The sequence below is a fragment of the Pseudomonas fluorescens group sp. PF-69 genome (genome assembly GCF_054481235.1).
The window spans coordinates 2,864,757-2,889,275 of record NZ_JBTMNC010000001.1 but is presented as its reverse complement, the minus strand read 5'-3'; the positions used below and the strand labels follow the sequence as shown (position 1 = coordinate 2,889,275).

General features: G+C 59.4%; 21 protein-coding genes. 12 read left to right on the top strand and 9 right to left on the bottom strand.

Annotation, left to right across the window (positions count from 1 at the left end; translation table 11 throughout):
* Nucleotides 1-27 precede the first annotated feature (27 nt).
* From ACX3YF_RS13375 to ACX3YF_RS13330, 10 genes are all read left to right on the top strand, one after another.
* Nucleotides 28-429, top strand: a complete 402-nt coding sequence (locus tag ACX3YF_RS13375; RefSeq protein WP_458973801.1) for an ACT domain-containing protein — start codon at nt 28-30, stop codon at nt 427-429.
* A gap of 5 nt (nt 430-434) precedes the next feature.
* Complete coding sequence (locus tag ACX3YF_RS13370) at nt 435-1,037, top strand: LysE/ArgO family amino acid transporter (protein ID WP_458944354.1); 603 nt, start codon at nt 435-437, stop codon at nt 1,035-1,037.
* 177 nt (nt 1,038-1,214) lie between these two features.
* Nucleotides 1,215-1,811, top strand: a complete 597-nt coding sequence (locus ACX3YF_RS13365; protein ID WP_008156084.1) for a superoxide dismutase — start codon at nt 1,215-1,217, stop codon at nt 1,809-1,811.
* A gap of 418 nt (nt 1,812-2,229) precedes the next feature.
* Entirely contained in the window at nt 2,230-4,281 is a 2,052-nt protein-coding gene (locus ACX3YF_RS13360; protein WP_130204499.1) for a putative bifunctional diguanylate cyclase/phosphodiesterase, read from the top strand.
* Between the two features lie 167 nt (nt 4,282-4,448).
* Complete coding sequence (locus ACX3YF_RS13355; RefSeq protein WP_130204497.1) at nt 4,449-5,792, top strand: imelysin family protein; 1,344 nt, start codon at nt 4,449-4,451, stop codon at nt 5,790-5,792.
* Between the two features lie 207 nt (nt 5,793-5,999).
* Nucleotides 6,000-7,427 (top strand): di-heme oxidoreductase family protein, encoded by a 1,428-nt coding sequence (locus ACX3YF_RS13350; protein ID WP_198132542.1) that lies wholly within the window; start codon nt 6,000-6,002, stop codon nt 7,425-7,427.
* A gap of 27 nt (nt 7,428-7,454) precedes the next feature.
* The gene (locus tag ACX3YF_RS13345; protein ID WP_458973800.1) at nt 7,455-8,519 is read left to right on the top strand and encodes an imelysin family protein; all 1,065 of its coding nucleotides are present in this window, start codon (nt 7,455-7,457) and stop codon (nt 8,517-8,519) included.
* A 14-nt stretch (nt 8,520-8,533) separates the two neighbouring features.
* The gene (locus tag ACX3YF_RS13340) at nt 8,534-9,631 is read left to right on the top strand and encodes a DUF1513 domain-containing protein (protein WP_130204491.1); all 1,098 of its coding nucleotides are present in this window, start codon (nt 8,534-8,536) and stop codon (nt 9,629-9,631) included.
* A 207-nt stretch (nt 9,632-9,838) separates the two neighbouring features.
* Nucleotides 9,839-10,987, top strand: a complete 1,149-nt coding sequence (locus ACX3YF_RS13335; protein ID WP_458973799.1) for an efflux RND transporter periplasmic adaptor subunit — start codon at nt 9,839-9,841, stop codon at nt 10,985-10,987.
* A 13-nt stretch (nt 10,988-11,000) separates the two neighbouring features.
* Nucleotides 11,001-14,027 (top strand): multidrug efflux RND transporter permease subunit, encoded by a 3,027-nt coding sequence (locus ACX3YF_RS13330; RefSeq protein WP_458973798.1) that lies wholly within the window; start codon nt 11,001-11,003, stop codon nt 14,025-14,027.
* Between the two features lie 94 nt (nt 14,028-14,121).
* Here the strand turns inward: ACX3YF_RS13330 and ACX3YF_RS13325 are convergent, their stop codons facing one another.
* From ACX3YF_RS13325 to colR, 5 genes are all read right to left on the bottom strand, one after another.
* Complete coding sequence (locus ACX3YF_RS13325; RefSeq protein ID WP_130204488.1) at nt 14,122-14,349, bottom strand: hypothetical protein; 228 nt, start codon at nt 14,347-14,349, stop codon at nt 14,122-14,124.
* Between the two features lie 2 nt (nt 14,350-14,351).
* Nucleotides 14,352-15,065 carry a lipopolysaccharide kinase InaA family protein gene (locus ACX3YF_RS13320; RefSeq protein WP_130204487.1) on the bottom strand — a complete coding sequence of 238 codons (714 nt, stop codon included), beginning with the start codon at nt 15,063-15,065 and terminating at the stop codon, nt 14,352-14,354.
* Between the two features lie 4 nt (nt 15,066-15,069).
* Nucleotides 15,070-15,741 carry a class I SAM-dependent methyltransferase gene (locus ACX3YF_RS13315; RefSeq protein ID WP_130204486.1) on the bottom strand — a complete coding sequence of 224 codons (672 nt, stop codon included), beginning with the start codon at nt 15,739-15,741 and terminating at the stop codon, nt 15,070-15,072.
* Between the two features lie 158 nt (nt 15,742-15,899).
* Nucleotides 15,900-17,183, bottom strand: coding sequence for a sensor histidine kinase (locus ACX3YF_RS13310; RefSeq protein WP_458973797.1), 1,284 nt, complete (start codon nt 17,181-17,183; stop codon nt 15,900-15,902).
* Nucleotides 17,173-17,856, bottom strand: a complete 684-nt coding sequence (colR, locus tag ACX3YF_RS13305) for a two-component system response regulator ColR (RefSeq protein WP_047532651.1) — start codon at nt 17,854-17,856, stop codon at nt 17,173-17,175. The genes ACX3YF_RS13310 and colR overlap by 11 nt, the downstream gene beginning before the upstream one ends.
* A 201-nt stretch (nt 17,857-18,057) precedes the next feature.
* Here colR and ACX3YF_RS13300 point away from each other — a divergent pair, with 201 nt between their 5' ends.
* Together ACX3YF_RS13300 and ACX3YF_RS13295 are read left to right on the top strand one after the other, a co-directional pair.
* Nucleotides 18,058-20,007: an LTA synthase family protein gene (locus tag ACX3YF_RS13300; RefSeq protein WP_458973796.1), complete on the top strand. Its 1,950-nt coding sequence runs from the start codon at nt 18,058-18,060 to the stop codon at nt 20,005-20,007.
* Between the two features lie 54 nt (nt 20,008-20,061).
* Nucleotides 20,062-20,805, top strand: coding sequence for a phosphatase PAP2 family protein (locus ACX3YF_RS13295; RefSeq protein ID WP_458973795.1), 744 nt, complete (start codon nt 20,062-20,064; stop codon nt 20,803-20,805).
* A 172-nt stretch (nt 20,806-20,977) separates the two neighbouring features.
* Here ACX3YF_RS13295 and groL read toward each other — a convergent pair whose 3' ends face one another.
* The 4 genes from groL to ACX3YF_RS13275 form a co-directional block, all read right to left on the bottom strand.
* A complete protein-coding gene (gene groL, locus ACX3YF_RS13290) occupies nt 20,978-22,621 on the bottom strand; it encodes a chaperonin GroEL (RefSeq protein WP_090324874.1) in 1,644 nt (547 codons plus the stop codon).
* A 49-nt stretch (nt 22,622-22,670) separates the two neighbouring features.
* Nucleotides 22,671-22,964: a co-chaperone GroES gene (locus ACX3YF_RS13285; RefSeq protein WP_007985847.1), complete on the bottom strand. Its 294-nt coding sequence runs from the start codon at nt 22,962-22,964 to the stop codon at nt 22,671-22,673.
* A 249-nt stretch (nt 22,965-23,213) separates the two neighbouring features.
* The gene (locus tag ACX3YF_RS13280; protein WP_047532659.1) at nt 23,214-23,690 is read right to left on the bottom strand and encodes an FxsA family protein; all 477 of its coding nucleotides are present in this window, start codon (nt 23,688-23,690) and stop codon (nt 23,214-23,216) included.
* A 66-nt stretch (nt 23,691-23,756) separates the two neighbouring features.
* The gene (locus ACX3YF_RS13275) at nt 23,757-24,488 is read right to left on the bottom strand and encodes a HugZ family pyridoxamine 5'-phosphate oxidase (protein WP_130204482.1); all 732 of its coding nucleotides are present in this window, start codon (nt 24,486-24,488) and stop codon (nt 23,757-23,759) included.
* Between the last annotated feature and the right edge of the window lie 31 nt (nt 24,489-24,519).

Sequence of the window (24,519 nt, the reverse complement as noted above, 5' to 3'; positions counted from 1 at the left end):
AAGAACGCTTGAACAAGGAACACCCACATGGCTGGCGAAACTTCATTGGCAACACTGCTGCGCAGCATGAGCCCGCAACTCAATGCCGGCGAGTACGTGTTCTGCACCTTGCATGACGGCCAATGGCCGGCGGGCCTGGAGATCATCGGCAGCTTCCGCGAGCAGGAAGGCCTGACCGTGATTCTCGAACGCCGCCACGCCGAACAGGCGGGCTTCAGTTTCGACTACGTCGCGGCCTGGATCACCCTGAACGTGCACTCGGCCCTTGAAGCTGTTGGTCTGACCGCCGCGTTCGCCACGGCACTGGGCCAGGCCGGCATCAGTTGCAACGTGATCGCCGGCTATTACCACGACCATTTGTTTGTCGGCCAGGCCGATGCCGAACGCGCCATGCAAGTGCTGCGCGATCTGGCAGCCAACGCGGAGTAATTATTATGTGGCAAAGCTATGTGAACGGCCTGCTGGTGGCCTTCGGTCTGATCATGGCGATCGGTACCCAGAATGCGTTTGTGCTGGCCCAGAGCCTGCGTCGTGAACACCACCTCCCGGTGGCGGCGTTCTGCGTGGCCTGCGATGCATTATTGGTGGCCGCCGGGGTTTTCGGCCTGGCGACGGTCCTGGCGCAAAACCCGACCTTGCTGGCCATCGCCCGTTGGGGTGGTGCCGCGTTTCTGTTGTGGTACGGCACCCAGGCGTTGCGCCGGGCCTGCGCCAAACAAAGCCTGCAACAGGGCGAAAACCAGACCGTGCGCTCATTGCGAGCGGTGATGCTCAGCGCGCTGGCGGTGACGCTGCTTAACCCGCACGTCTACCTGGATACCGTGTTGCTGATTGGCTCCCTCGGCGCCCAGCAGACAGAGCCCGGTGCCTATGTGGTGGGGGCGGCGAGTGCTTCGTTGCTGTGGTTTTTCACCCTGGCGCTCGGCGCGGCATGGCTGGCGCCCTGGCTGGCTCGTCCCAGTACCTGGCGCATCCTCGACCTGTTGGTGGCCGTCATGATGTTTGCGGTAGCGTTGCAATTGATCACCGCCGGCTGATTTATTCCAAAAGGCTCTGGAACCTCTATTCCACACAGTTGTTGCGTGGTTATGCCGTCCCCCCGGTGCTATGATCCGACGCCTGCGCCGCAAAGAGTACAAACTCCCCCGGCGCTAGTCTGGCCGCCCGTGATCGGCCTTGCGCTCACCGCAACTGACCTGATTAGGAGATCCACCATGGCTTTCGAATTGCCGCCACTGCCTTACGCACACGATGCACTGCAGCCGCACATTTCCAAGGAAACTCTGGAATATCACCACGACAAGCACCACAACACCTACGTCGTGAACCTGAACAACCTGGTGCCAGGCACCGAGTTCGAAGGCAAAACCCTGGAAGAAATCGTCAAATCTTCCTCGGGCGGTATCTTCAACAACGCCGCTCAGGTCTGGAACCACACTTTCTACTGGAACTGCCTGGCGCCAAACGCTGGCGGTCAACCTACCGGCGCGCTGGCTGAAGCCATCAACGCTGCTTTCGGTTCGTTCGACAAGTTCAAGGAAGAATTCAGCAAGACGTCCATCGGCACCTTCGGTTCCGGTTGGGGCTGGCTGGTGAAAAAGGCTGACGGTTCCCTGGCCCTGGCCAGCACCATCGGCGCCGGCAACCCACTGACCAACGGCGACACCCCGCTGCTGACCTGCGACGTCTGGGAGCACGCTTACTACATCGACTACCGTAACCTGCGTCCGAAGTACGTCGAGGCGTTCTGGAACCTGGTCAACTGGAAATTCGTAGCTGAGCAGTTCGAAGGCAAAACCTTCACCGCCTAAGCTCGATACCCATCAAAAAAACCCGGCTTTCCAGCCGGGTTTTTTTTGCGTGAGTGGTTGCGTCGGTCAGTAATCGTCAGCTGGCAGGCCGCCTTCGCGGGCGAACCTGAGGCCTGCAGACGAATCGCGCAATCCAATAAAACCAGACCCTGTTCCCACGACGAAACCATCCTTCGACCCCTTGCCCCCACGCTACAGCCGTCTAACATCAACAAGAAGGAAAATATCTCCACATCCCCTCAAGTTGAAGGACTCGACAACCGACACAGTACTAATCGGACAATTAATCCAGTCAACAACCTGTTGGCCAAACTGCAGGAAAAAGCCCGTACAGATGATTGTCCCTTTGACTGCGATCACGGGATTGCCAATACTCATGGCAACTTGATGCTACCCGCACGGAACAAGGAATAGCCCTTTGAAGCTGGAACTCAAGAACAGCTTGTCGGTGAAGTTGCTCCGGGTCGTGCTCCTGTCGGCATTGGTCGTCGGCGTAGTCTTGAGCTGCGCACAGATCGTTTTCGATGCCTATAAAACACGCCAGGCCGTCGCCAATGATGCCGAACGCATCCTCGATATGTTCCGTGACCCTTCGACCCAGGCCGTCTACAGCCTGGACCGGGAAATGGGCATGCAGGTCATCGAAGGCCTGTTTCAGGACGACGCTGTGCGCCAAGCCTCCATTGGTCATCCCAATGAAGCCATGCTCGCGCAAAAATCCCGTGAGTTGCAGCATTCCAAAAGTCGTTGGCTGACTGATCTGATCCTGGGCAAGGAGCGCACCTTCACCACCCAACTGGTGGGTCGCGGCCCTTACAGCGAGTACTACGGCGACCTGAGCATCACCCTCGACACCGCCACCTACGGGCAAGGCTTTATCGTCAGTTCGGTGATCATTTTCATTTCGGGTGTGTTGCGGGCCCTGGCGATGGGATTGGTGCTGTATCTGGTTTATCACTGGCTGCTGACCAAACCCCTGTCGCGGATTATCGAGCACCTGACCGAAATCAATCCCGACCGTCCCAGCGAACACAAGATTCCGCAACTCAAAGGCCACGAGAAAAACGAGCTGGGCATCTGGATCAATACCGCCAACCAGTTGCTGGAGTCCATCGAGCGCAACACCCATCTGCGCCACGAAGCGGAAAACAGCCTGCTGCGCATGGCTCAATATGATTTCCTCACTGGCCTGCCGAATCGCCAGCAATTGCAAACGCAGCTGGACAAGATCCTCGTCGACGCCGGCAAATTGCAGCGCCGGGTCGCCGTGCTTTGCGTCGGTCTCGATGACTTCAAGGGTATCAACGAACAGTTCAGCTACCAGACCGGCGACCAGTTGCTGCTGGCCCTGGCCGATCGACTGCGTGGGCACAGCGGTCGCCTCGGCGCCCTGGCTCGTCTGGGTGGTGACCAGTTCGCCCTGGTTCAGGCCGATATCGAACAACCCTACGAAGCCGCTGAACTGGCGCAAAGCATTCTCGATGACCTGGAAGCGACGTTTGCCCTCGATCATCAGGAAATTCGCCTGCGGGCCACTATCGGCATCACCCTGTTCCCGGAGGACGGAGACAGTACCGAGAAGCTGCTGCAAAAAGCCGAGCAGACCATGACCCTGGCCAAGACTCGATCGCGTAACCGCTATCAGTTCTATATCGCCAGCGTCGACACTGAAATGCGTCGCCGTCGCGAACTGGAGAAAGACTTGCGCGACGCCTTGGTCCGCGACCAGTTCTACCTCGTCTATCAACCGCAAATCAGCTACCGCGATCATCGCGTGGTGGGCGTCGAGGCGTTGATCCGCTGGCAACATCCGGAGCACGGACTGGTACCGCCAGACTTGTTCATTCCACTGGCCGAGCAGAACGGTACCATCATCGCCATCGGGGAGTGGGTGCTGGATCAGGCCTGCAAGCAACTGCGCGACTGGCATGACCAGGGCTTCAGCGACTTGCGCATGGCGGTGAACCTGTCCACGGTGCAATTGCACCACGCCGAGCTGCCGCGGGTGGTCAACAACCTGCTGCAGATGTACCGCCTGCCACCGCGCAGCCTGGAACTGGAAGTCACCGAAACCGGCCTGATGGAAGACATCAGCACCGCCGCCCAGCACCTGCTCAGCCTGCGTCGTTCCGGCGCGCTGATTGCCATCGATGACTTCGGAACCGGCTATTCATCGCTGAGCTACCTGAAAAGCCTGCCTCTGGACAAGATCAAGATCGACAAGAGCTTCGTTCAGGACCTGCTCGATGACGACGACGATGCAACCATCGTTCGCGCCATCATCCAATTGGGCAAGAGCCTGGGCATGCAGGTGATCGCCGAAGGTGTGGAAACTGCCGAACAGGAAACGTACATCATCTCCGAAGGCTGCCACGAAGGTCAGGGCTACTTCTACAGCAAGCCACTGCCGGCGCGGGAGTTGGGCGCTTACTTGAAGCAAGCCCAGCGCAGCAACGCCGCTATTTTGTGATCGGGTATCCGTCGCGCCTTGCTCATGCAGGGTGGATTGCGCCCTTGTGCGAATAAGAAATATTTTCAAGAACAGCCTTTACACATAATGCGAAAGATTTGCATTATGTCGCAGTTTTGCGCGCCCGCCGCGCCATACCACCCCCCTTTCGAAGCAGGATGTTCGCCATGATTCGTATGCCTCTGGCTACCGCCAGTCTGTTGGCCATCGCAATTTCCCTCGCCGGTTGCGGTGAGGGCAAAGACAAGGAAAAGACAGCCGCCCCTGCGCCGGTCGCCAGCACTGCCGCTGCCCCGACTGCTCCAGCCGCTGCCGGTAAAGTCGATGAAGCCGCCGCCAAAGCCGTTGTCGCGCACTACGCCGACATGGTTTTCGCTGTTTACAGCGATGCCGAATCCACCGCGAAAACCCTGCAAACCGCCATCGACGCCTTCCTCGCCAAGCCGAACGCCGACACCCTGAAAGCAGCCAAGGCCGCCTGGGTTGCAGCCCGCGTTCCTTACCTGCAAAGCGAAGTGTTCCGCTTCGGCAATACCATCATCGACGACTGGGAAGGTCAGGTGAACGCCTGGCCACTGGACGAAGGCCTGATCGACTACGTCGACAAATCCTACGAGCACGCACTGGGTAACCCGGGCGCCACCGCCAACATCATCGCCAACGCTGAAGTTCAGATCGGTGAAGACAAGGTCGACGTGAAAGACATCACCCCGGAAAAACTCGCCAGCCTGAACGAGCTGGGCGGTTCCGAGGCGAACGTCGCCACTGGCTACCACGCGATCGAATTCCTGCTCTGGGGCCAGGATCTGAACGGCACCGGCCCTGGCGCCGGCAACCGTCCTGCCTCGGACTACCTGGAAGGTGCCGGCGCCACCGGCGGCCACAACGATCGTCGTCGCGCTTACCTGAAAGCCGTGACCCAACTGCTGGTCAGCGACCTGGAAGAAATGGTCGGTAACTGGAAGCCGAACGTGGCCGACAACTACCGCGCCACCCTGGAAGCGGAACCGGCTGAAACCGGCCTGCGCAAAATGCTGTTCGGCATGGGCAGCCTGTCCCTGGGCGAACTGGCGGGCGAGCGCATGAAGGTTTCCCTGGAAGCCAACTCCCCTGAAGACGAGCAGGACTGCTTCAGCGACAACACCCACAACTCGCACTTCTACGATGCCAAAGGCATTCGTAACGTGTACCTGGGCGAGTACACCCGCACCGACGGCAGCAAAATGACCGGTGCCAGCCTGTCGTCCCTGGTGGCCAAGGCCGACCCGGCCGCCGACGCCGCGCTGAAAGCCGACCTGGCCGCGACCGAAGCCAAGATCCAGATCATGGTTGATCACGCCAACAAGGGCGAGCACTACGACCAGTTGATCGCTGCCGGCAACACCGCCGGCAACCAGATCGTCCGTGACGCCATTGCATCCCTGGTCAAACAGACCGGTTCGATCGAGACCGCCGCCGGCAAACTGGGTATCAACGATCTGAACCCGGACAACGCTGATCACGAGTTCTGATCAACGCTGGCTGATAAGAAGGCGACCTTCGGGTCGCCTTTTTTTTGCCTGATTTTTCAGTGATGCTGATGGCTTGCCCGCGATGGCCGTGACGCGGTCTCAACTCGAATCCTGCCCCACATCAAGTAAACGATAATTCCTCTTATTCAAATTCCCATCCCCTGTTAGACTTTGCGCCCTTGTTTTGCTCGTCTCGCAGGATGTCTGATGCCCCCGCTGCCTCTTCGCTTGTTCGCACTGTTTCTGGCCCTGGGTCTGAGTGCCTGCGATGACGCCCCGCGTTTTACCAAGGCCGAACCCGGTGAAGCCCGCTCGGGGGGCAGCGCTACCGTACGCAAGACCGATCAGAACGCCTTCTCCCTGCCCTCCGCCAACCTGCCACCCTCGCGGCGCGTGGACTTCAGTGTCGGCAACAGTTTCTTCCGCAGCCCCTGGGTGATCGCCCCGTCCACCACCACCGCCCGCGACGGCCTCGGCCCGCTGTTCAACACCAATGCCTGCCAGGGTTGCCATATCAAGGATGGCCGCGGCCACCCGCCGGGGCCCGATGCGCCGAATGCCGTGTCGATGCTGGTACGCCTGTCGATCCCCGATACCCCGGCCTACGCCAAAATCATCGAACAACAGGGTGTCGTGCCGGAACCGGTCTATGGCGGGCAGTTTCAGGACATGGCCGTACCCGGCGTTACCCCGGAAGGCAAGGTGCGTGTCGATTACACGCCAGTGCCGGTTCGCTTCAAGGACGGTACCGAAATCGAGTTGCGCAAACCGAGCCTGAGCATCACTCAACTGGGTTACGGCCCGCTGCACCCTGACACCCGATTCTCGGCCCGGGTCGCGCCGCCGATGATTGGCCTGGGCTTGCTGGAGGCGATTCCCGAAGACGCCATCCTGGCCAACGCCGCCGCTCAGGCCAGGGACAACAACGGCATCGCCGGACGCCCGAACCGGGTATGGGATGACGCGCAACAGAAAACCGTGCTCGGGCGGTTCGGCTGGAAGGCCGGGCAACCGAATCTCAATCAGCAGAACGTTCACGCGTTTTCGGGGGACATGGGTCTCACGACCAGCCTGCGTCCCTTTGATGACTGCACCGACACGCAAACGGCCTGCAAACAGGCGCCCAGTGGCAATGGCCCCGATGGCGAGCCGGAAGTCAGCGACAACATCCTGCGCCTGGTGCTGTTCTACACCCGCAACCTTGCCGTACCGGCCCGCCGCGATGTCAGCGCGCCAGAAGTGCTGGCGGGCAAGAACCTGTTTTTCCAGGCCGGCTGCCAGTCGTGCCACACACCGAAATACACCACCGCCGCCAATGCCGCAGAACCTGAGTTGGCTAACCAAGTGATTCGCCCTTACAGCGACCTGCTGCTGCATGACATGGGCGAGGGTCTGGCCGACAACCGCAGTGAATTCCAGGCCGGTGGCCGCGACTGGCGCACGCCGCCGTTATGGGGCATCGGCCTGACGCAAGCGGTCAGTGGCCACACCCAGTTCCTGCACGACGGCCGTGCCCGCAATCTGCTTGAAGCCGTGCTCTGGCATGGCGGCGAAGCCAAGGCGGCGCAGCAACAGGTTTTGACTTTCAATGCCGAGCAGCGCGCTGCGTTGCTGGCGTTTCTGAATTCTCTTTAATACGCATTCTTCCAGCGGGAGCCCGACATGTTCCGTCCCAAATTGTTGTTCACCAGCCTTGCCGCGCTAGCCCTCGGCGCTTGTTCGCCACAAGACCCGCAAGCCGTCACCTCGGCGGCCATCGCCAAATCGGTGATCCTGCCGACCTATACCCGCTGGGTCGAAGCGGACCGCCAACTGGCCGTCCGCGCCCTCGCCTACTGCGAAGGCAAGGAGTCCCTGGACACTGCCCGCGCCGACTTCCTGCACGCACAAAAAGCCTGGGCCGAACTGCAACCGCTGTTGATCGGCCCTTTGGCCGAGGGCAACCGTTCGTGGCAAGTGCAATTCTGGCCGGACAAGAAAAACCTGGTCGGCCGTCAGGTTGAGCAACTGGTCACTGCACAGCCACAGATCAACGCCGCCGACCTGGCCAAGTCCAGCGTCGTGGTGCAAGGTTTGTCGGCCTACGAATACATTCTGTTCGACAGCAAACCGGACGTGGCCGACCCGGCACAGAAAGCCAAGTACTGCCCGCTGCTGATCGCGATTGGCGAGCGTCAGAAACAACTGGCCGAAGAAATTCTCAAGAGCTGGAACAACACCGACGGCATGCTCGCGCAGATGAGCAAATTCCCGAACCAGCGCTATGCCGACGCCCACGAAGCCATCGCCGATCTGCTGCGTGTGCAAGTCACCGCCATCGACACCTTGAAGAAAAAGCTCGGCACGCCGATGGGCCGCCAGAGCAAAGGGGTTCCGCAACCCTTCCAGGCGGATGCATGGCGTAGCCACTCTTCCCTGACCGGCATTGAAGCCAGCCTTGCCGCCGCCAAGACCGTTTGGGAAGGTGTCGATAACAAAGGTCTGCGCAGCCTGCTGCCGAGCGAGCAAAAGCCGTTGGCCGACAAGATCGACGCTGCCTACGCCGCGTCGCTGAAACTGTTCGCCAGCACCCAGCGTTCGCTGACCGAAATGCTCGCTGACGATGCCGGCCGCCAGCAACTCAACGATCTCTACGACAGCCTCAACACCGTCCACCGCCTGCACGAAGGCGAGCTGGCCAAGGCGCTGGGCATCCAACTGGGCTTCAACGCCAACGACGGTGACTGATGAGGGCGAGTGCCATGCTGCGACGTCAGGCTCTGACTTTGGGTAGTTTGCTGCTGGGAGCAGTGACACTGGGCGGCTGGACGCTGTTCAGGCAAAAGGACAAAAGCCCGTTGCTGCTTTCGGCACGGGACGATACCGATGGCAAGCACTACGCCGTCGGTTATCGGCTCGATGGAACCCGGGTGTTTGCCACCCAGGTTGGCCAGCGCTGCCACGACATCATCAATCACCCGACGCGGCCGATGGCGCTGTTCGTCGCCCGGCGTCCGGGCACCGAGAGCTACCTGATCGACTTGCGTGATGGCACGCTGCTGCAAACGGTGGCATCGCAACCGAACCGGCACTTCTACGGTCACGCCGTGATTCACAAGAGTGGCGACTGGCTCTACGCCACCGAAAACGACACGACCGATCCTGGTCGCGGCTTGCTCGGTGTGTATCAGTTCGAAGGCGAGCAGCTGGTGCATACCGGCGAGATATCCACCCATGGCCTGGGCCCGCATCAGGTGTCGTGGATGCCCGACGGTGAAACCCTGGTGGTGGCCAACGGCGGGATTCGTACCGAGGCCGAAAGCCGCGTCGACATGAACCTCGACGCCATGGAACCCAGCCTGGTCCTGATGCAACGCGACGGCACCCTGCTGAGCAAGGAAACCCTGGCCCAGCCAATGAACAGTGTGCGTCACCTGGGGATTGCCAGCGATGGCACCATCGTTGCCGGCCAGCAATTCATGGGGCCTGCCCACGAGTCCTCGGAGCTGCTGGCGATCAAGCGTCCCGGCCAGCCGTTCGTGGCGTTCCCGGTGCCCGAGCATCAACTGCAGGCCATGGGGCATTACACCGCCAGCGTCGCGGTGCACAGTGATTTGCGACTCGTCGCCTTGACCGCGCCACGGGGCAACCGCTTCTTCATCTGGGACCTGGACAGCGGCGAAGTGCGCCTGGACGCACCTCTGCCCGATTGCGCAGGGGTCGGTGCGGTGGCCGATGGTTTTGTCGTGACCTCGGGCCAGGGTCGATGCCGGTACTACGATTGCCGCCAGACAGATCTGATTGCAAAACCGCTGGATCTGCCTGCCGGGCTCTGGGACAACCATCTGCATCTGATTTGAACACGCCTTTGCCTTTGCAGGAGCCGAGCGTGCTCGCGATGGCGGCTGCGCATTCCCTATGGCAGTGACTGATACACCACTATCGCGAGCAAGCTCGACTCCCTCAGGTTTTGCGCCCGCCAGGAAAAAGTGGCAGTTGGATTCACGCTCCCACTCGCGGTAATGTGCCCCACTGTCTCACCTGATTTTCTCCAAGGAACTGGAAATATGCTGCGTCGCCGCATGCTGATCATGTTGGGTGTTGTTCTGTTGGTCGCGCTGGTCCTGGCCGGTTACAAAGCCTTCTCCATCTACACGATGATCCAGGGCTTTGCTGCGCCAAAACCGCCGATCAGTGTCGCCGTGGCCACCGCTACCGAACAGCCATGGCAGGCCCGGCTGCCGACCGTCGGCACACTCAAGGCATTACAGGGCGTGGACCTGAGCCTGGAGACCGACGGCACCGTCGTCGATCTGCAGTTCGAGTCAGGGCAGAAGGTCAAGGCCGGCCAACCCCTGCTGCGACTCGACAGCGCGGTGGAAAGCGCCCTGCTCGAAACCGCCCAGGCCGACCTCGGGCTGGCCCAACTCGATTATGGTCGCGGCAGCCAGCTGGTGGGCAGCCAGGCCATTTCCAAAGGCGAGTTCGATCGACTCTCGGCAGTCCTGAAAAAGAGCAAGGCGTCGGTCAATCAGCTCAAGGCTGCGCTCGGCAAGAAAAGCATCGTGGCACCGTTCAGCGGAACCATCGGCATTCGTCAGGTCGACGTCGGCGACTACGTCGCCAGCGGCACCATGATCGCCACCCTGCAGGACCTCAGCAGCCTGTATGTCGACTTTTTCGTGCCCGAGCAGTCCGTGCCGAAAATCGCCATCGGCCAGCCGGTTGAAGTCATTGTCGCGGCCTACCCGGCCCAGACCTTCCCCGGCACGATCAGTGCGATCAACCCGAAACTGGAGAACAGCACGCGCAACATGCAGGTCCGCGCGACCCTGGCCAACCCGGACGGCAAGTTGCTGCCCGGGATGTTCGCCAGTCTGCAGGTGATGCTGCCTGACCCGCAGTCGCGCATCGTCGTACCGGAAAGTGCGATTACCTACACGCTCTATGGCAATTCGCTTTATGTCGTGACAGAGAAAAAAGCCGAAGACGGCAGCCTGGAAAAAGACGACAAGGGCCAGCCGATCCTGATCGCCGAACGGCGTTTCATCGAAACCGGCGAGCGCCGTGACGGGCTGGTGATGATTACCAAAGGCGTGCAGAACGGCGAAAAAGTGGTAACGGCCGGCCAGATCAAACTGGACAACGGTGCGCACATCGCTATCAGCGACGACAAGACCCTAGCCGAGAAGAACAGTCAGCCGCGCGCTGACTGATCAAGGAACCCCCATGGCTTTTACCGACCCGTTCATCCGCCGCCCGGTGCTCGCCACCGTGGTCAGCCTGTTGATCGTACTGCTGGGCTTTCAGGCCTGGAGCAAGCTGCCGCTGCGCCAGTACCCGCAAATGGAAAATGCCCTGATTACCGTCACCACGGCCTATCCAGGGGCCAACGCCGAGACCATCCAGGGCTACATCACCCAACCGATGCAACAGAGCCTGGCCAGCGCCGAGGGTATCGACTACATGACGTCGGTCAGTCGCCAGAACTTCTCGGTGGTCTCGATTTACGCACGCGTCGGTTCAAACAGCGATCGCCTGTTCACCGAACTGCTGGCCAAGGCCAATGAGGTCAAGAACCGCTTGCCCCAGGATGCCGAAGACCCGGTCCTGAGCAAGGAGGCGGCTGACGCCTCGGCCTTGATGTACATCAGTTTCTACAGCAAGGAGCTGAGCAACCCGCAGATTACCGACTATCTGTCGCGGGTCATCCAGCCGAAACTGGCGACCCTGCCGGGCATGGCCGAGGCGGAGATACTCGGCAACCAGGTATTCGCCATGCGCCTGTGGCTGGACCCGGTGAAGCTCGCCGGTTACGGTCTGAGCGCCAGCGACGTGACCGATGCCGTGCGCAAGTACAACTTTCTCTCCGCCGCCGGTGAAGTGAAAGGCCAGTACGTGGTCACCAGCATCAACGCCAACACCGAACTCAAATCCGCCGAGGCATTCGCCGCGATCCCGCTCAAGGTCGAAGGCGACAGCCGTGTGCTGCTGCGGGATGTGGCGCGGGTCGAGATGGGCGCGGAAAACTACGACAGCATCAGCTCTTTCGGTGGCACGCCCTCGGTGTACATCGGCATCAAGGCGACACCCGGCGCCAACCCGCTCGACGTGATCAAGGAAGTGCGCAAGATCATGCCGGACCTGGAAGCCCAGCTCCCCCCCAACCTCAAGGGTGAAATTGCCTACGACGCCACACTGTTCATTCAGGCCTCAATCAATGAGGTGATCAAAACCCTGTTCGAAGCCGTGCTCATCGTGATCGTGGTCGTGTTCCTGTTCCTCGGCGCGCTGCGCACCGTGGTGATCCCGGTCGTCACCATCCCGCTGTCTATGATCGGCGTCATGTTCTTCATGCAGATGATGGGGTACTCGATCAACCTGCTGACCTTGCTGGCCATGGTATTGGCCATCGGCCTGGTGGTGGACGACGCCATCGTTGTGGTGGAAAACATTCACCGTCATATCGAGGAAGGCAAGACGCCGCTCGACGCGGCCATCGAGGGCGCCCGGGAGATCGCCATGCCGGTGGTCTCGATGACCATTACCCTGGCGGCGGTGTATGCGCCGATCGGCTTCCTGACCGGTCTCACCGGAGCATTGTTCAAGGAATTCGCCCTGACCCTGGCCGGCGCAGTGGTCATTTCCGGCATCGTCGCCCTGACGCTGTCACCGATGATGTGCGCCCTCCTGCTGCGCCACGACGAAAACCCCAGCGGCCTGGCCCATCGTCTGGATCTGATTTTCGAAAGGCTGAAGCGCCGCTATCAGAAAATGCTGCATGGCACGCTCAACACCCGCCCCGTCGTGCTGGTGTTCGCCGTGATCGTGCTGTGCCTGATTCCGGTGCTGCTCAAGTTCACCAAGTCGGAACTGGCTCCGGATGAAGACCAGGGCATCATTTTCATGCTGGCCAACGCCCCGCAACCGACCAACCTTGATTACCTGAGCGCCTACACCGACGAGTTCATCACGATCTTCAAGGCGTTTCCCGAGTACTACTCTTCGTTCCAGATCAACGGTTTCAACGGAGTGCAATCGGGGGTCGGCGGCTTCCTGCTCAAGCCCTGGAACGAGCGTAGCCGCACCCAGATGCAAATTTTGCCCGAGGTCCAGGCGAAACTGGCAGGCGTTGCCGGACTGCAGGTTTTCGGTTTCAACCTGCCGTCCCTCCCAGGCACAGGCGAGGGCTTGCCCTTCCAGTTCGTCATCAACACCGCCAGCGATTACGAGTTGCTGCTGCAAGTGATGGACCGGGTGAAAAAACGCGCGATGGAGTCCGGCAAGTTCGCTTTCGTCGATGTCGACCTGGCCTTCGACAAGCCGGAGGTCGTCGTGGATATCGATCGCGCCAAGGCGGCCCAGATGGGCGTATCGATGCAGGACCTCGGCGGCACACTGGCCACCTTGCTGGGTGAGGCGGAAATCAACCGGTTCACCATCGAGGGTCGCAGTTACAAAGTCATTGCCCAGGTCGAACGCCGCTTCCGTGATAACCCTGACTGGCTGAACCATTACTACGTCAAGAACAGTAAGGGCGAGCTGCTGGCCCTGTCGACACTGATCTCTGTGTCTGACCGGGCGCGGCCTCGGCAATTGAACCAGTTCCAGCAACTCAATTCGGCCATTCTTTCCGGGGTGCCGCTGGTCAGCATGGGTGAGGCCATCGATGCCGTGCGCCAGATCGCACGGGAAGAAGCCCCGGCGGGATTTGCCGTCGACTATGCCGGCGCATCGCGGCAATACGTGCAGGAAGGGAGTGCGCTGTGGGTCACCTTTGCCCTGGCACTGGCCATCATTTTCCTGGTGCTGGCCGCCCAGTTCGAAAGCTTCCGCGACCCGCTGGTGATTCTGGTCACCGTGCCGCTGTCGATCTGTGGCGCGTTGCTTCCGCTGTTCCTTGGCTGGTCGAGCATGAACATCTACACCCAGGTCGGCCTGGTGACATTGATCGGTCTGATCAGCAAGCACGGGATCCTGATCGTCGAGTTCGCCAACCAGTTGCGCAAGGAAAAAGGCCTGACGCCACGCGAGGCCGTAGAGGAAGCCGCAGCCATTCGTCTGCGCCCGGTGTTGATGACGACCGCTGCCATGGTCTTCGGCATGGTGCCATTGATCATCGCCACGGGGGCAGGTGCCGTCAGCCGCTTTGATATCGGTACCGTCATCGCGACGGGGATGTCGATCGGGACGCTGTTCACATTGTTTGTATTGCCCTGCGTATACACACTGCTGGCTAAACCCGACAAACCTTGAATAATACCGATCGCTCAGCGTCAGCGAGCGTTGAGCAATCAGGCACAAAAAAGGCCTCGCATTAGCGAGGCCTTTTATTTGGGCTTCATGCTGTTCAACTTTGCGGTCTCAATCCTTGAGTGAGCCCGAACATAAACAACAACAAATCATGATCGGGCTGGGTTGCTGCGGACGCCTTGGCTACCCGCGGCAATGGGCAATGCGCGCCACCGTGCGCTGAACTGAGAACTTGCGTGCGGGGCTCCTCCCAGGCAGCCACCGCCAGTGAAGCAACCGCCAAGGCTCCTGCCAGAAACAAACCTCGCGCGACTTCGAGTTTCATTGCTATAAACCTTTGATAGCGCTGCCAAACGCCGTGTTGTAAAAGTAGACGAGTTTGTTCCAGTCCGTCGTGTTGAACGACGAATGGCGGCGCAACTGCTTCATGTCATGGATCGCCGCGCGCCGGGCGCTGAGGCGTTGGCGGCATTTTTCCAGGTCAATGAGGGCGACCTCGACCTTGGCTGCATCCCCCTCGCCCGTCACGCGTACGAACACGTGCTTGATATAGATACAGCTGTGCTGCCAGCGGCCTTTGTGCATACGGGCCAGGTTCTCGGCCAGATCCTTGAGTACGCGATCATGCACCGCCTCGCCGTAACGCTCACGGCCGCCGCCTGCGTACCATTGTTCGATTTCTTCAAAACCGTCCAGTGATTTTGTCACCAGCAACGCGCGCCATTTGTGCACGGGATCGCGCTGAGCGCCGCAGAAAATGATGTCCGGAACACGAACGCCGAGCTCACGAACACCGATGAGTGCATCACGTTCGCGCAACACCGTCGGCCGACCGAACGGGTGCAACCAAGTGCGATAGATATGCCCGGTCTGCCGTTTGACGTACAGCAACTGACCATCGCTGCCCACGACCCGTTGCACACCGCTTTCACCACCGCGACGGACGTTGGGTTCTTCTACCCATTCACCACGCTGGTTCCAGAAATAGTCGAAGCGGTCCTGGGGAGCGACTTCCGTTTCTGCTGCACATTGCACTGCCATTCAATTACCTCTTGCGTAATACGTAAACCCGCCACATCGCATAGAGCGGTAAAAAGTCCAGTTGTTCCTGAATGCGGAAACCCGCCTGTTCAAATTCTTTTTCTACCGTTGCTGCCGGTAATACAAATCGGTTTTGGTAGCCTTCCTGCCTGCGGTTTTTCTCCGCGCGCTTGCGCTTCCAGGCTTTGAAATTGCCGTCCACCCACAATGAAAGAATCACACTGTCACGGGTGACGCGTTCGAATTCACGCAAGATGGTCAGTCGATGCTCGGCTTCACCGATGTGATGGAGCAACCGCATGCAGAAAATGCTGTCGACGGCGTTATCAGGCAAAGCGATATCGAATGCGGATGTTTGCAAGGTTTGCACCCGCTTCACCACATCGGCCGGTTGCGCCTGCGTCGCAACCTTCAACATGGACTCGGAGTTATCGGCGCCGATGATCACGCGATTGGGCTTTTCTGCCAGCAACGGCCAGAAACGCCCCGCGCCGCAGGGTAAATCAAGGACCAGCCCCGGCTCACCAACCAGCGTCAGTGCTTTTCGCGCCAATTGTTCATCCCGCCAGTGAGACAGCCGGCGGCCAAGTCCTTCCTTGTGCTTGCGCAGGTACCGTTGGGCGTGTTGGTCGTCGTACTTTTCGGAAAAATCCAGTTTGACCGGGCCATCTGCCATTATCAAAGTCTCCTGAGCTTCTGATACCAACCACCTTAGGTAGCGAATAGTCAGTGTCAGGTTACGCCTTTGTGAAAAAAAAGTTATGTAAAAGCCAGAACTTTTTCAAGATTTTACAAGGCTGCGACAGGGGCAAGAGTTGGCCGACTTCAGGCTAGTCAGTTCACATTGGATGGATACAGTTGCACCTCAAAACGACAACCGTTGGGTTCCATGGTTGTCAGGCTGACGCTCCAGCCCTGGTTTTCACAAATTCGTTGTACCAGCGACAGCCCAAGGCCCAACCCCTCACCGCGTTTTTCGGTACCACGGACGAAAGGCTCGAACATCGCTTCGCGCTTTTCTTCGGGAATGCCCACACCACTGTCCTCGACCATGAAACCGCTCTTCGTCAGGGTCAAGCGGATGAATCCGTGTTCGGTGTAATGCAGCGCGTTACGCAGCAGGTTGCCCATCACCGCGTGCAGCAGGGTCGCGTTATAAGAGGTGGATTGCGGGCTACCGGGTTCGAAGATCAACCTCAGTCCTTTCGCCTCGATCGGCTCTCGCCAAAGATTCAGTAGCCCATCGGCCACCTGACGAACGGATTGCTGCGGCGCCATACTGGCGTCTTCGCGTTGAGCGCGGGCCAGCATCAAGAAGGTCTGAACCAACTCGCGCATCTCCTCACAGGCACGAGCGATTCGCTCGACCTGAGCGCGGCCGCGCTGATCGATCCCCGGGTTTTCCAACAGCAATTCGCAGGAACTGGCCAGCACCATCAAAGGCGTGCGCAGTTCGTGGCTGACGTCACTGGTAAACAGTCGCTCCCGGGACAATGCCTGACGCAAGCGTCCGAGGGTGGCGTCGAAAGCCACGGCCAGCTCGCCCACTTCATCGGCGGCATAATCCGGCGCCAGAGGTGGCGCCAGCCCTAGCAACTGGTCACGATGACGCACCTGGCGGGCCAGCCGAACCACCGGGGCCATCACCTTGCGCGCCAGCACCCAGCCGAGAAAAACCGCCAGCGCCAGGCTGAGCACGAAGCCCACCAGCACCACGGCAAACAGGACCCGCTCGCGCTCTTCGAAGTCGCTCTGGTCCTGCAACAGCACATAACGCCGTCCGTCGACTATTTCGACCATCGCGTGGTATGACAGATTCTCGCGGAACACTTCATGAAATCCCGCGTCCAGGTGCCGCAAATCCTTGGGCAGCTCGAAGTCTCCATGCCCGCCACTGAAATAGAACAACTGGTCCGGTTCAGGGCGATGGCTCCACTCCTCGACGTTGTCCATCAGTAACAGGCGTTGCAGGTCGCCACCCAGACCTGCCGAAATAAGCTTTTCTTCCACCAGGTGCACGGTGGCGATAATGCCCATGGCAAAGGCGCCCGCCACCAATGCGCTCATCAACGCGAACGCAATGATGATGCGCTGGGAAAGGCTTTGTTTAAACTCCATCACGGCCCTCGGCCAAGCGGTAACCCACGCCGTGCACAGTCTGCAGCAACGGTTTGGCGAATGGCTTGTCGATCACTTGACGTAATTGATGAACGTGGCTGCGCAGGCTGTCACTGTCTGGGCAGTCATCGCCCCACAGCGCTTCTTCGAGAATTTCCCGACGCAGCACGTGAGGGCTTTTCTGCATCAGCACGGCCAGCAGCTTCAGGCCCACCGGATTGAGTTTGAGCAGGCGACCTGCGCGGGTAACTTCCAGCGTATCGAGGTCGTAGCTCAAATCGCCGACCTGCAAGGTGCGACGACCGCCACCCTGGGTACGGCGCATGACCGCCTCAATGCGCGCAGCCAGTTCTGACAGGGCAAAGGGCTTGATCAGGTAATCATCGGCGCCGGACTTGAAGCCTTGCAGCCGGTCATCCAGTTGATCGCGGGCGGTGAGCATGATCACCGGCGTATCGCGTCGGGCGTCTTCGCGAAGGCGTTTGCACAAGGTATAGCCGTCAATACCGGGCAGCATGATGTCGAGGACGATCAAGTCGTAATGTTCGGTGGCCGCCAGGTGCAGGCCCGACAAACCGTCCTGCGCACAATCCACGGTGTAACCCTTGAGTCCCAGGTAATCAGCCAGATTGGCGAGGATATCGCGGTTGTCTTCAACCAATAAAATTCGCATCGGCATCTCCTCCGTATACAGTAACGGCCGTCTTGGCCCGCGCAGCTTAAGGCCAAGAGCTGCTCACGGCTAGGGCCGCAGGGTGCAGAGTCGACTTAGGCGACCAAAGCAGCCAATTAACGAGTTTTTCACCCCCTGTTCACAAGCCAGCGACCGCTCTTGAAGTAGGGTGGTTCTGATTGTTTATAAGGAATGATGCCAGTGGATGTTTTAAAGACGGCGCCCATGCGTTTTCTACAGCTGATTGCCGGCACTTGGCTGGCCATTTTTTTCCTGACCCGAATGGTTTTGCTGCTGACTCACCTGGATGAGGCCGGTAGCGGTTTCCTTTCGGTTTTCGGTGTCGGACTGCTTTACGACCTCGGTTTCATTGCCTATGCCGTGCTGCCGATGGGGTTGTATTTGCTGCTCTGCCCGCCAGCATTGTGGCGCCGCCGTGGCCATCACTGGTTTCTTCAGGGACTGTTGACCGTCAGTCTGTTTGCAATGTTGTTTACCTCGGTGGCCGAATGGCTGTTCTGGGATGAGTTCGGCGTGCGCTTCAACTTCATTGCCGTCGACTACCTGGTGTACTCCGACGAGGTGCTTAACAACCTGCTCGAGTCCTATCCGATTGGCACATTGCTGAGCATCCTCACCGTCCTGGCCATTGCCTTGAGCTTCGCACTGCGCAAGCCCTTCAATGCTGCGATGAACGCACCGTTGCCGCCGCTGCGCACCCGCCTGGCCAATGCGCTGGGCCTGTTGATCGCCGCCGGTCTGAGCGCACAACTGCTTAACCAGGATGCCCCGCGTGCCCAGGGTGGCAACGCCTATCAAAACGAACTGGCGAGCAATGGCCCTTATCAGTTCTTCGCAGCCTTTCGCAATAATGAACTGGATTACCAGCAGTTCTACAACACCCGCCCTCCTGCCGTTGTCGCGCAACAGATTCGCGCCGAGTTGAGCGAACCCGGCGCCCGCTTCATCGGCGAGGATCCACAAGACATTCGTCGGCTCATCGATAATCCTGGCTCGCCGCGCAAGCCCAACATCATATTGGTCACCATCGAAAGCTTCAGTGCCAAGTACATGGGCAGCAACGGCGACGAGCGAAATCTGACCCCGAACCTCGATGCCCTGCGTAAACAGAGCCTGTACTTCAACAATTTCTACGCCACCGGCACCCGCACCGATCGCGGCCTGGAGGCCATCACCCTGGCGATCCCGCCAACGCCGGGTCGTTCGATCGTCAAGCGTGTGGGTCGCGAAAGCGGCTTTGCCAGCCTCGGCCAGCAACTCAAAGCCGTGGGCTATGACAGCGTATTTGTTTACGGCGGACGCGGTTACTTCGACAACATGAACGCCTTTTTCGGCGGCAATGGCTACCGGATCGTGGACCAGAGCAGCGTCGATGAGTCGGAGATCCACTTCAAGAACGCCTGGGGCATGGCCGACGAAGATCTCTACAGACAAACGCTCAAGCTGGCGGACGCGGATCATGCAAAGCAACAGCCGTTCCTGCTGCAATTGATGACGACGTCCAACCATCGCCCTTATACCTATCCAGACGATCGAATCGACATCAAATCCGGTAACGGGCGCGATGGCGCGGTTAAATACACCGACTACGCCATTGGCGAGTTCCTCGATCAGGCTCGCAAAAAGCCCTGGTTCGACAATACAATCTTTATCTTCGTCGCCGACCATACCGCCGGCAGCGCAGGCAAGGAGGACTTGCCGATCAGCAACTACCAGATTCCGTTGTTCATCTATGCGCCCAAGCTGATTGAAGCCCGTGAGACAGCACAGCTGGCCAGCCAGATCGACCTGGCCCCCACGCTGATGGGGCTGCTGAATCTGGATTATGTGTCGACGTTCTTTGGTCGCAACCTGCTGCAGGACAATCCTCTGCCGCCGCGCGTGGTGGTCGGCAATTATCAGCATTTGGGCCTGTTCGACGGCAAGAACCTGGCCATTCTGAGTCCCCGTCAGGGCCTGCGGCGTCACGATGAAGCATTGACCGAGAGTCGCGAGTCCAGGGCCACTGCCACCGACCCGCTGATCACCCGGGCAATCACCTATTACCAAACCGCCAGTTATGGCTACAAGCAACAGCTGCTTGACTGGAAAGCGCCCATGGAGGGCACCGATCAAGTCGGCGAACGTTAACCGAAAAGCCCCGGGCTGATGCCCCGGGGCTTTTTCAATTGCTCAGGATCCATCATGTCATCAACCGTTGTCCGCCCTGCCTCTCGCCCGCTTAATTTCTGGGTGTGCCTGGGCGTTCCCGCCATCGCGGCGATCACTCTTGTGTTGCTGGAACTGACGTCCCTGGACATGGATCTCGCCAGGCTGTTCTACGACCCGGTAGCCGGTGAATTCATCGGCAGGCACAGCTACTTCCTGGAAGACATCCTGCACGACCGCGCCAAGCAAGTGGTCATCGCGTTTTCGTTGTTCGCCATCCTCGGTTTCATTGGCTCGTTCTTCATGGACAAACTCAAGCCGTTCAAACGGGAGCTGGGTTGCCTGGTGCTGTCCCTTGGTTTGGCGACTTCGTTTGTTACCCCGATGAAAGCGGTGACGGCGGTGCAATGCCCGTGGAGTCTTGAGCAGTTCGGCGGCCACGAAACCTACAGCGAATTGTTGAGCCCTCGCCCGCCCACCAATAAACCGGGGCGATGCTGGCCAGGCGGACATGCCGCGACCGGGTTCACACTGTTCGCCCTGTTCTTCGTACTGCGCGACCGTCGGCCACGCATGGCGCGCGCCGCGTTTGTCTTCGCCTTCACCCTGGGCACGGTGTTTTCCCTTGGCCGGATGATGCAGGGTGCGCACTTTTTCTCGCACAACGTCTGGACAGCGATTTTCTGCTGGCTGATCTGTTTGGGGTCGTATTACTGCATTCTTTATCGGCCGGCGATGAAGGCGCAACGCGAGGCAAACGCAGAAGCTGTCGGCGCCTGAAACGACACCATTGCAGGCACGCCGCGCGCCCACACCGGATTGCTCTGTACTTGTGCAAGCGCGGCCAGCCCGTGGTGGTATCGACGCGGTCTACCAAGTCGCCAACGTGAAGCCAATAAAAAACCCCGACTGCTTTCGCAGGCGGGGTTTTTTCGTACGGGGTAAGGCTGGCTTACATCATGCCGCCCATGCCACCCATGCCGCCCATGTCTGGCATGCCGCCGCCAGCTGGTGCGTCTTCCTTGATCTCGGCGATCATGGCTTCGGTAGTGATCATCAGGCTGGCAATCGACGAAGCCGCTTGCAGAGCCGAACGGGTCACTTTGGCCGGGTCCAGGATGCCCATTTCGATCATGTCGCCGTATTCGCCGGTCGCAGCGTTGTAACCGAAGTTACCTGCGCCTTGCTTGACCTTGTCGACCACAACGCTTGGCTCGTCACCGGAGTTGGCAACGATCTGACGCAGCGGCGCTTCTACAGCGCGACGCAGCAACTGGATGCCAACGTTCTGATCATCGTTGTCGCCTTTCAGCTCGCTGATGGCTTGCAGGGCACGAACCAGTGCCACGCCGCCGCCAGGTACCACGCCTTCTTCAACGGCTGCACGGGTAGCGTGCAGGGCGTCTTCAACGCGGGCTTTCTTCTCTTTCATTTCGACTTCGGAGCCAGCGCCAACCTTGATCACTGCTACGCCGCCGGACAGCTTGGCCAGACGCTCTTGCAGTTTTTCACGGTCGTAGTCCGAGGAAGTTTCAGCAACCTGGGCACGGATCTGGGTGATGCGTGCTTCGATGTCGCCTTGTACGCCAGCACCGTCAACGATGATGGTGTTTTCCTTGGACAGGGTGACGCGCTTGGCGTTGCCCAGGTGCTCCAGGGTGGTGCTTTCCAGGCTCAGACCGATCTCTTCGGAGATCACGGTACCGCCGGTCAGAACAGCGATGTCCTGCAGCATGGCCTTGCGACGGTCGCCGAAGCCTGGAGCCTTGACGGCTGCGACTTTAACGATGCCACGCATGTTGTTCACAACCAGAGTCGCCAGGGCTTCGCCTTCAACGTCTTCGGCCACGATCAGCAGTGGGCGGCCGGCTTTGGCAACGGCTTCCAGCACTGGCAGCATTTCGCGGATGTTCGAGATCTTCTTGTCGACCAGCAGGATCAGCGGACCGTCGAGTTCGGCAGTCATGGTTTCCGGCTTGTTGACGAAGTACGGGGACAGGTAGCCACGGTCGAACTGCATGCCTTCTACAACCGACAGTTCGTTTTCCAGGCCCGAGCCTTCTTCAACGGTGATCACGCCTTCTTTACCGACTTTTTCCATGGCTTCGGCAATGATGTCGCCGATGGAGCTGTCGGAGTTGGCGGAGATGGTGCCGACCTGAGCGATTGCCTTGGTGTCAGCGCATGGCTTGGACAGGCCTTTCAGCTCTTTGACGATCGCGATGGTCGCTTTGTCGATACCGCGTTTCAGGTCCATCGGGTTCATGCCGGCAGCGACGGCTTTCAGGCCTTCGTTGACGATCGATTGAGCCAGAACGGTAGCGGTGGTGGTGCCGTCGCCCGCGTCATCGTTGGCACGGGAGGCAACGTCTTTGACCAGCTGCGCGCCCATGTTTTCGAAACGGTCTTTCAGTTCGATTTCTTTGGCTACGGAAACGCCATCCTTGGTGATGGTCGGAGCGCCGAAGCTCTTCTCGATGATCACGTTACGGCCTTTCGGGCCCAGGGTCGCTTTTACCGCGTCAGCCAGGACGTTGACACCGGTCAGCATTTTTTTGCGGGCGGAATCGCCGAATTTAACTTCTTTAGCAGCCATGATCGATATTCCTTAAATACTTTGTAGTAGCGGGAAAATGAGCGGGGAATCAGCCTTCGATAACAGCGAGGATCTCGTTCTCGCTCATGACCAGCAGGTCTTCGCCGTCGACTTTCACAGTGTTGCTGCCGGAGTAAGGACCGAACACAACCTTGTCGCCCACTTTCACGGACAGTGCACGCACTTCACCGTTTTCCAGTACGCGGCCGGTGCCTACAGCGAGGATTTCGCCGCTGTTGGCTTTTTCAGCAGCCGAACCTGGCAGGACGATACCGCCAGCGGTTTTCTTTTCTTCTTCGCTGCGACGGATGACGACGCGGTCATGCAGAGGACGAAGCTTCATTGTCGATCTCTCCTAATTGTGGTTTTCATCGGCCGGTGTAGTCCCGGCGGGTTTAACAAAGTCCGGCGGTGCCGGGTGCGGTTCGTCGAGCGAACCGCGGAAGTCTGTCTGGCATGTTCGCCAGAAACCTTGCGGTGACCGTTACATAAGGGCGCATAAGCTTATTACAAGAGCGGGGATCGAAAAAAAATCATCTCGATGCGCCGCAAACGAACACGGCACCCGAAGGTGCCGTGTCGATAGGGGGCGTTACTTGGTATCGCGGTGTTCGAACTCGCCCTCGATCACATTGGGCTCCCGGCCCAGCGGTTCGCGAGGTGCAGGACCGCCGCGGGACTGTAGGTCATCGGCGAACGCACGTTGGCGGATCGCTTGCTCCTCGGCGCGCTGGCGCATTTGATTGGCGAGCAGACGACGGGAGACCGGCAGCAGCATGATCAGGCCCAGTACGTCGGTGACGAAGCCCGGCAGGATCAACAGGCCGCCCGCCAGGGCCAACATCAGGCCTTCGAGCATGGTCTGGGCGGGCAGTTCCCCACGATTCAGGCTTTCACGGGCACGCAATGCGGTTGCCAGACCGGCGATCCGCAGCACGAACACGCCGAGCATCGAGCCGAGAATGATCAGTAGCAGGGCCGGGAAAAAACCGATCGCCCCGGCCACCTTGACGAATACGAACAACTCCAACACCGGGAGCAGTACAAAGAGCAACAAAAAAGGGCGCATCAAATGGTTCCTCAACGCAAGAATGCCTTGCCAGTAATCCCTAGATGACGTCGCCGTTTCGTGAATTCAAGCGTCAGCCACTTCATTTTTCGGCCATTGTTCTGCATGAGCCAGGAAAACCAAGGCTTCGCGAACTTGTGTCGGAGTATTACATGGCGCTTGGAACGGCAACCAGTGAAGTCCCTGGCCAATGCGCAGGTGCATGCCCTCGCTATCGATACCGACCATCTGCGCCGGTGAGGTTTTCGGTAATCCCGCCAGATCGACGTAATGGGCGATGGCCTTGGCGTGATCGGCATTCATGTGTTCGACCATGCTCACTTCGGCCCTGCCGGCAAAAGGATTGGCCAGGGTCAGTTCGTTGACCCAGTGAATGGCGCCAAAACCGCCGATGTAACGATGGCGCACAGGCTTGAGCACCCAGAAATCGAAATCATGGGCCTGGTGATAGTTCTGCGATTCCGGGAAATAGCGATAGTAACGCTCGGCGGCTGCTTCGATATCTGCCTCGTCCTCGAGCTGATGCGCCTCGGCCAGGTAAGTCAGGCGCCCCACTGCTTGCACGTCTTCGGCCCCGCGCTCTCCGACAAAGAGCGAACATTTCGGATCTTTTTGCAGATTATGGGTGTGTTGGGCGATACGGCTGATCAGGATCAGCGGCCAGCCCTGGGCATCCAGGCAGTACGGAACCACGGAGCCGAACGGAAAACCGGGCATCGCTTTGGAATGCGTGGAGAGTACCCCGCGGTATTCCTTGAGCAGCAATTCTCGGGCATGCTTGGCAGCTTCAACGCTCAATTTATGACTCCTTATATAGAATCCGTCATAA

Excerpts from the sequence above, each read along its gene's own strand:
- ACX3YF_RS13280 (WP_047532659.1), bottom strand. The coding sequence starts at position 23,690 with ATGCGCCCTTTTTTGTTGCTCTTTGTACTGCTCCCGGTGTTGGAGTTG.
- ACX3YF_RS13345 (WP_458973800.1), top strand. The coding sequence starts at position 7,455 with ATGTTCCGTCCCAAATTGTTGTTCACCAGCCTTGCCGCGCTAGCCCTC.
- ACX3YF_RS13325 (WP_130204488.1), bottom strand. The coding sequence starts at position 14,349 with ATGAAACTCGAAGTCGCGCGAGGTTTGTTTCTGGCAGGAGCCTTGGCG.
- ACX3YF_RS13330 (WP_458973798.1), top strand. The coding sequence starts at position 11,001 with ATGGCTTTTACCGACCCGTTCATCCGCCGCCCGGTGCTCGCCACCGTG.
- ACX3YF_RS13295 (WP_458973795.1), top strand. The coding sequence starts at position 20,062 with ATGTCATCAACCGTTGTCCGCCCTGCCTCTCGCCCGCTTAATTTCTGG.
- ACX3YF_RS13355 (WP_130204497.1), top strand. The coding sequence starts at position 4,449 with ATGATTCGTATGCCTCTGGCTACCGCCAGTCTGTTGGCCATCGCAATT.
- ACX3YF_RS13310 (WP_458973797.1), bottom strand. The coding sequence starts at position 17,183 with ATGGAGTTTAAACAAAGCCTTTCCCAGCGCATCATCATTGCGTTCGCG.
- colR (WP_047532651.1), bottom strand. The coding sequence starts at position 17,856 with ATGCGAATTTTATTGGTTGAAGACAACCGCGATATCCTCGCCAATCTG.
- ACX3YF_RS13350 (WP_198132542.1), top strand. The coding sequence starts at position 6,000 with ATGCCCCCGCTGCCTCTTCGCTTGTTCGCACTGTTTCTGGCCCTGGGT.
- ACX3YF_RS13340 (WP_130204491.1), top strand. The coding sequence starts at position 8,534 with ATGCTGCGACGTCAGGCTCTGACTTTGGGTAGTTTGCTGCTGGGAGCA.
- groL (WP_090324874.1), bottom strand. The coding sequence starts at position 22,621 with ATGGCTGCTAAAGAAGTTAAATTCGGCGATTCCGCCCGCAAAAAAATG.
- ACX3YF_RS13335 (WP_458973799.1), top strand. The coding sequence starts at position 9,839 with ATGCTGCGTCGCCGCATGCTGATCATGTTGGGTGTTGTTCTGTTGGTC.
- ACX3YF_RS13370 (WP_458944354.1), top strand. The coding sequence starts at position 435 with ATGTGGCAAAGCTATGTGAACGGCCTGCTGGTGGCCTTCGGTCTGATC.
- ACX3YF_RS13320 (WP_130204487.1), bottom strand. The coding sequence starts at position 15,065 with ATGGCAGTGCAATGTGCAGCAGAAACGGAAGTCGCTCCCCAGGACCGC.
- ACX3YF_RS13375 (WP_458973801.1), top strand. The coding sequence starts at position 28 with ATGGCTGGCGAAACTTCATTGGCAACACTGCTGCGCAGCATGAGCCCG.
- ACX3YF_RS13285 (WP_007985847.1), bottom strand. The coding sequence starts at position 22,964 with ATGAAGCTTCGTCCTCTGCATGACCGCGTCGTCATCCGTCGCAGCGAA.
- ACX3YF_RS13315 (WP_130204486.1), bottom strand. The coding sequence starts at position 15,741 with ATGGCAGATGGCCCGGTCAAACTGGATTTTTCCGAAAAGTACGACGAC.
- ACX3YF_RS13365 (WP_008156084.1), top strand. The coding sequence starts at position 1,215 with ATGGCTTTCGAATTGCCGCCACTGCCTTACGCACACGATGCACTGCAG.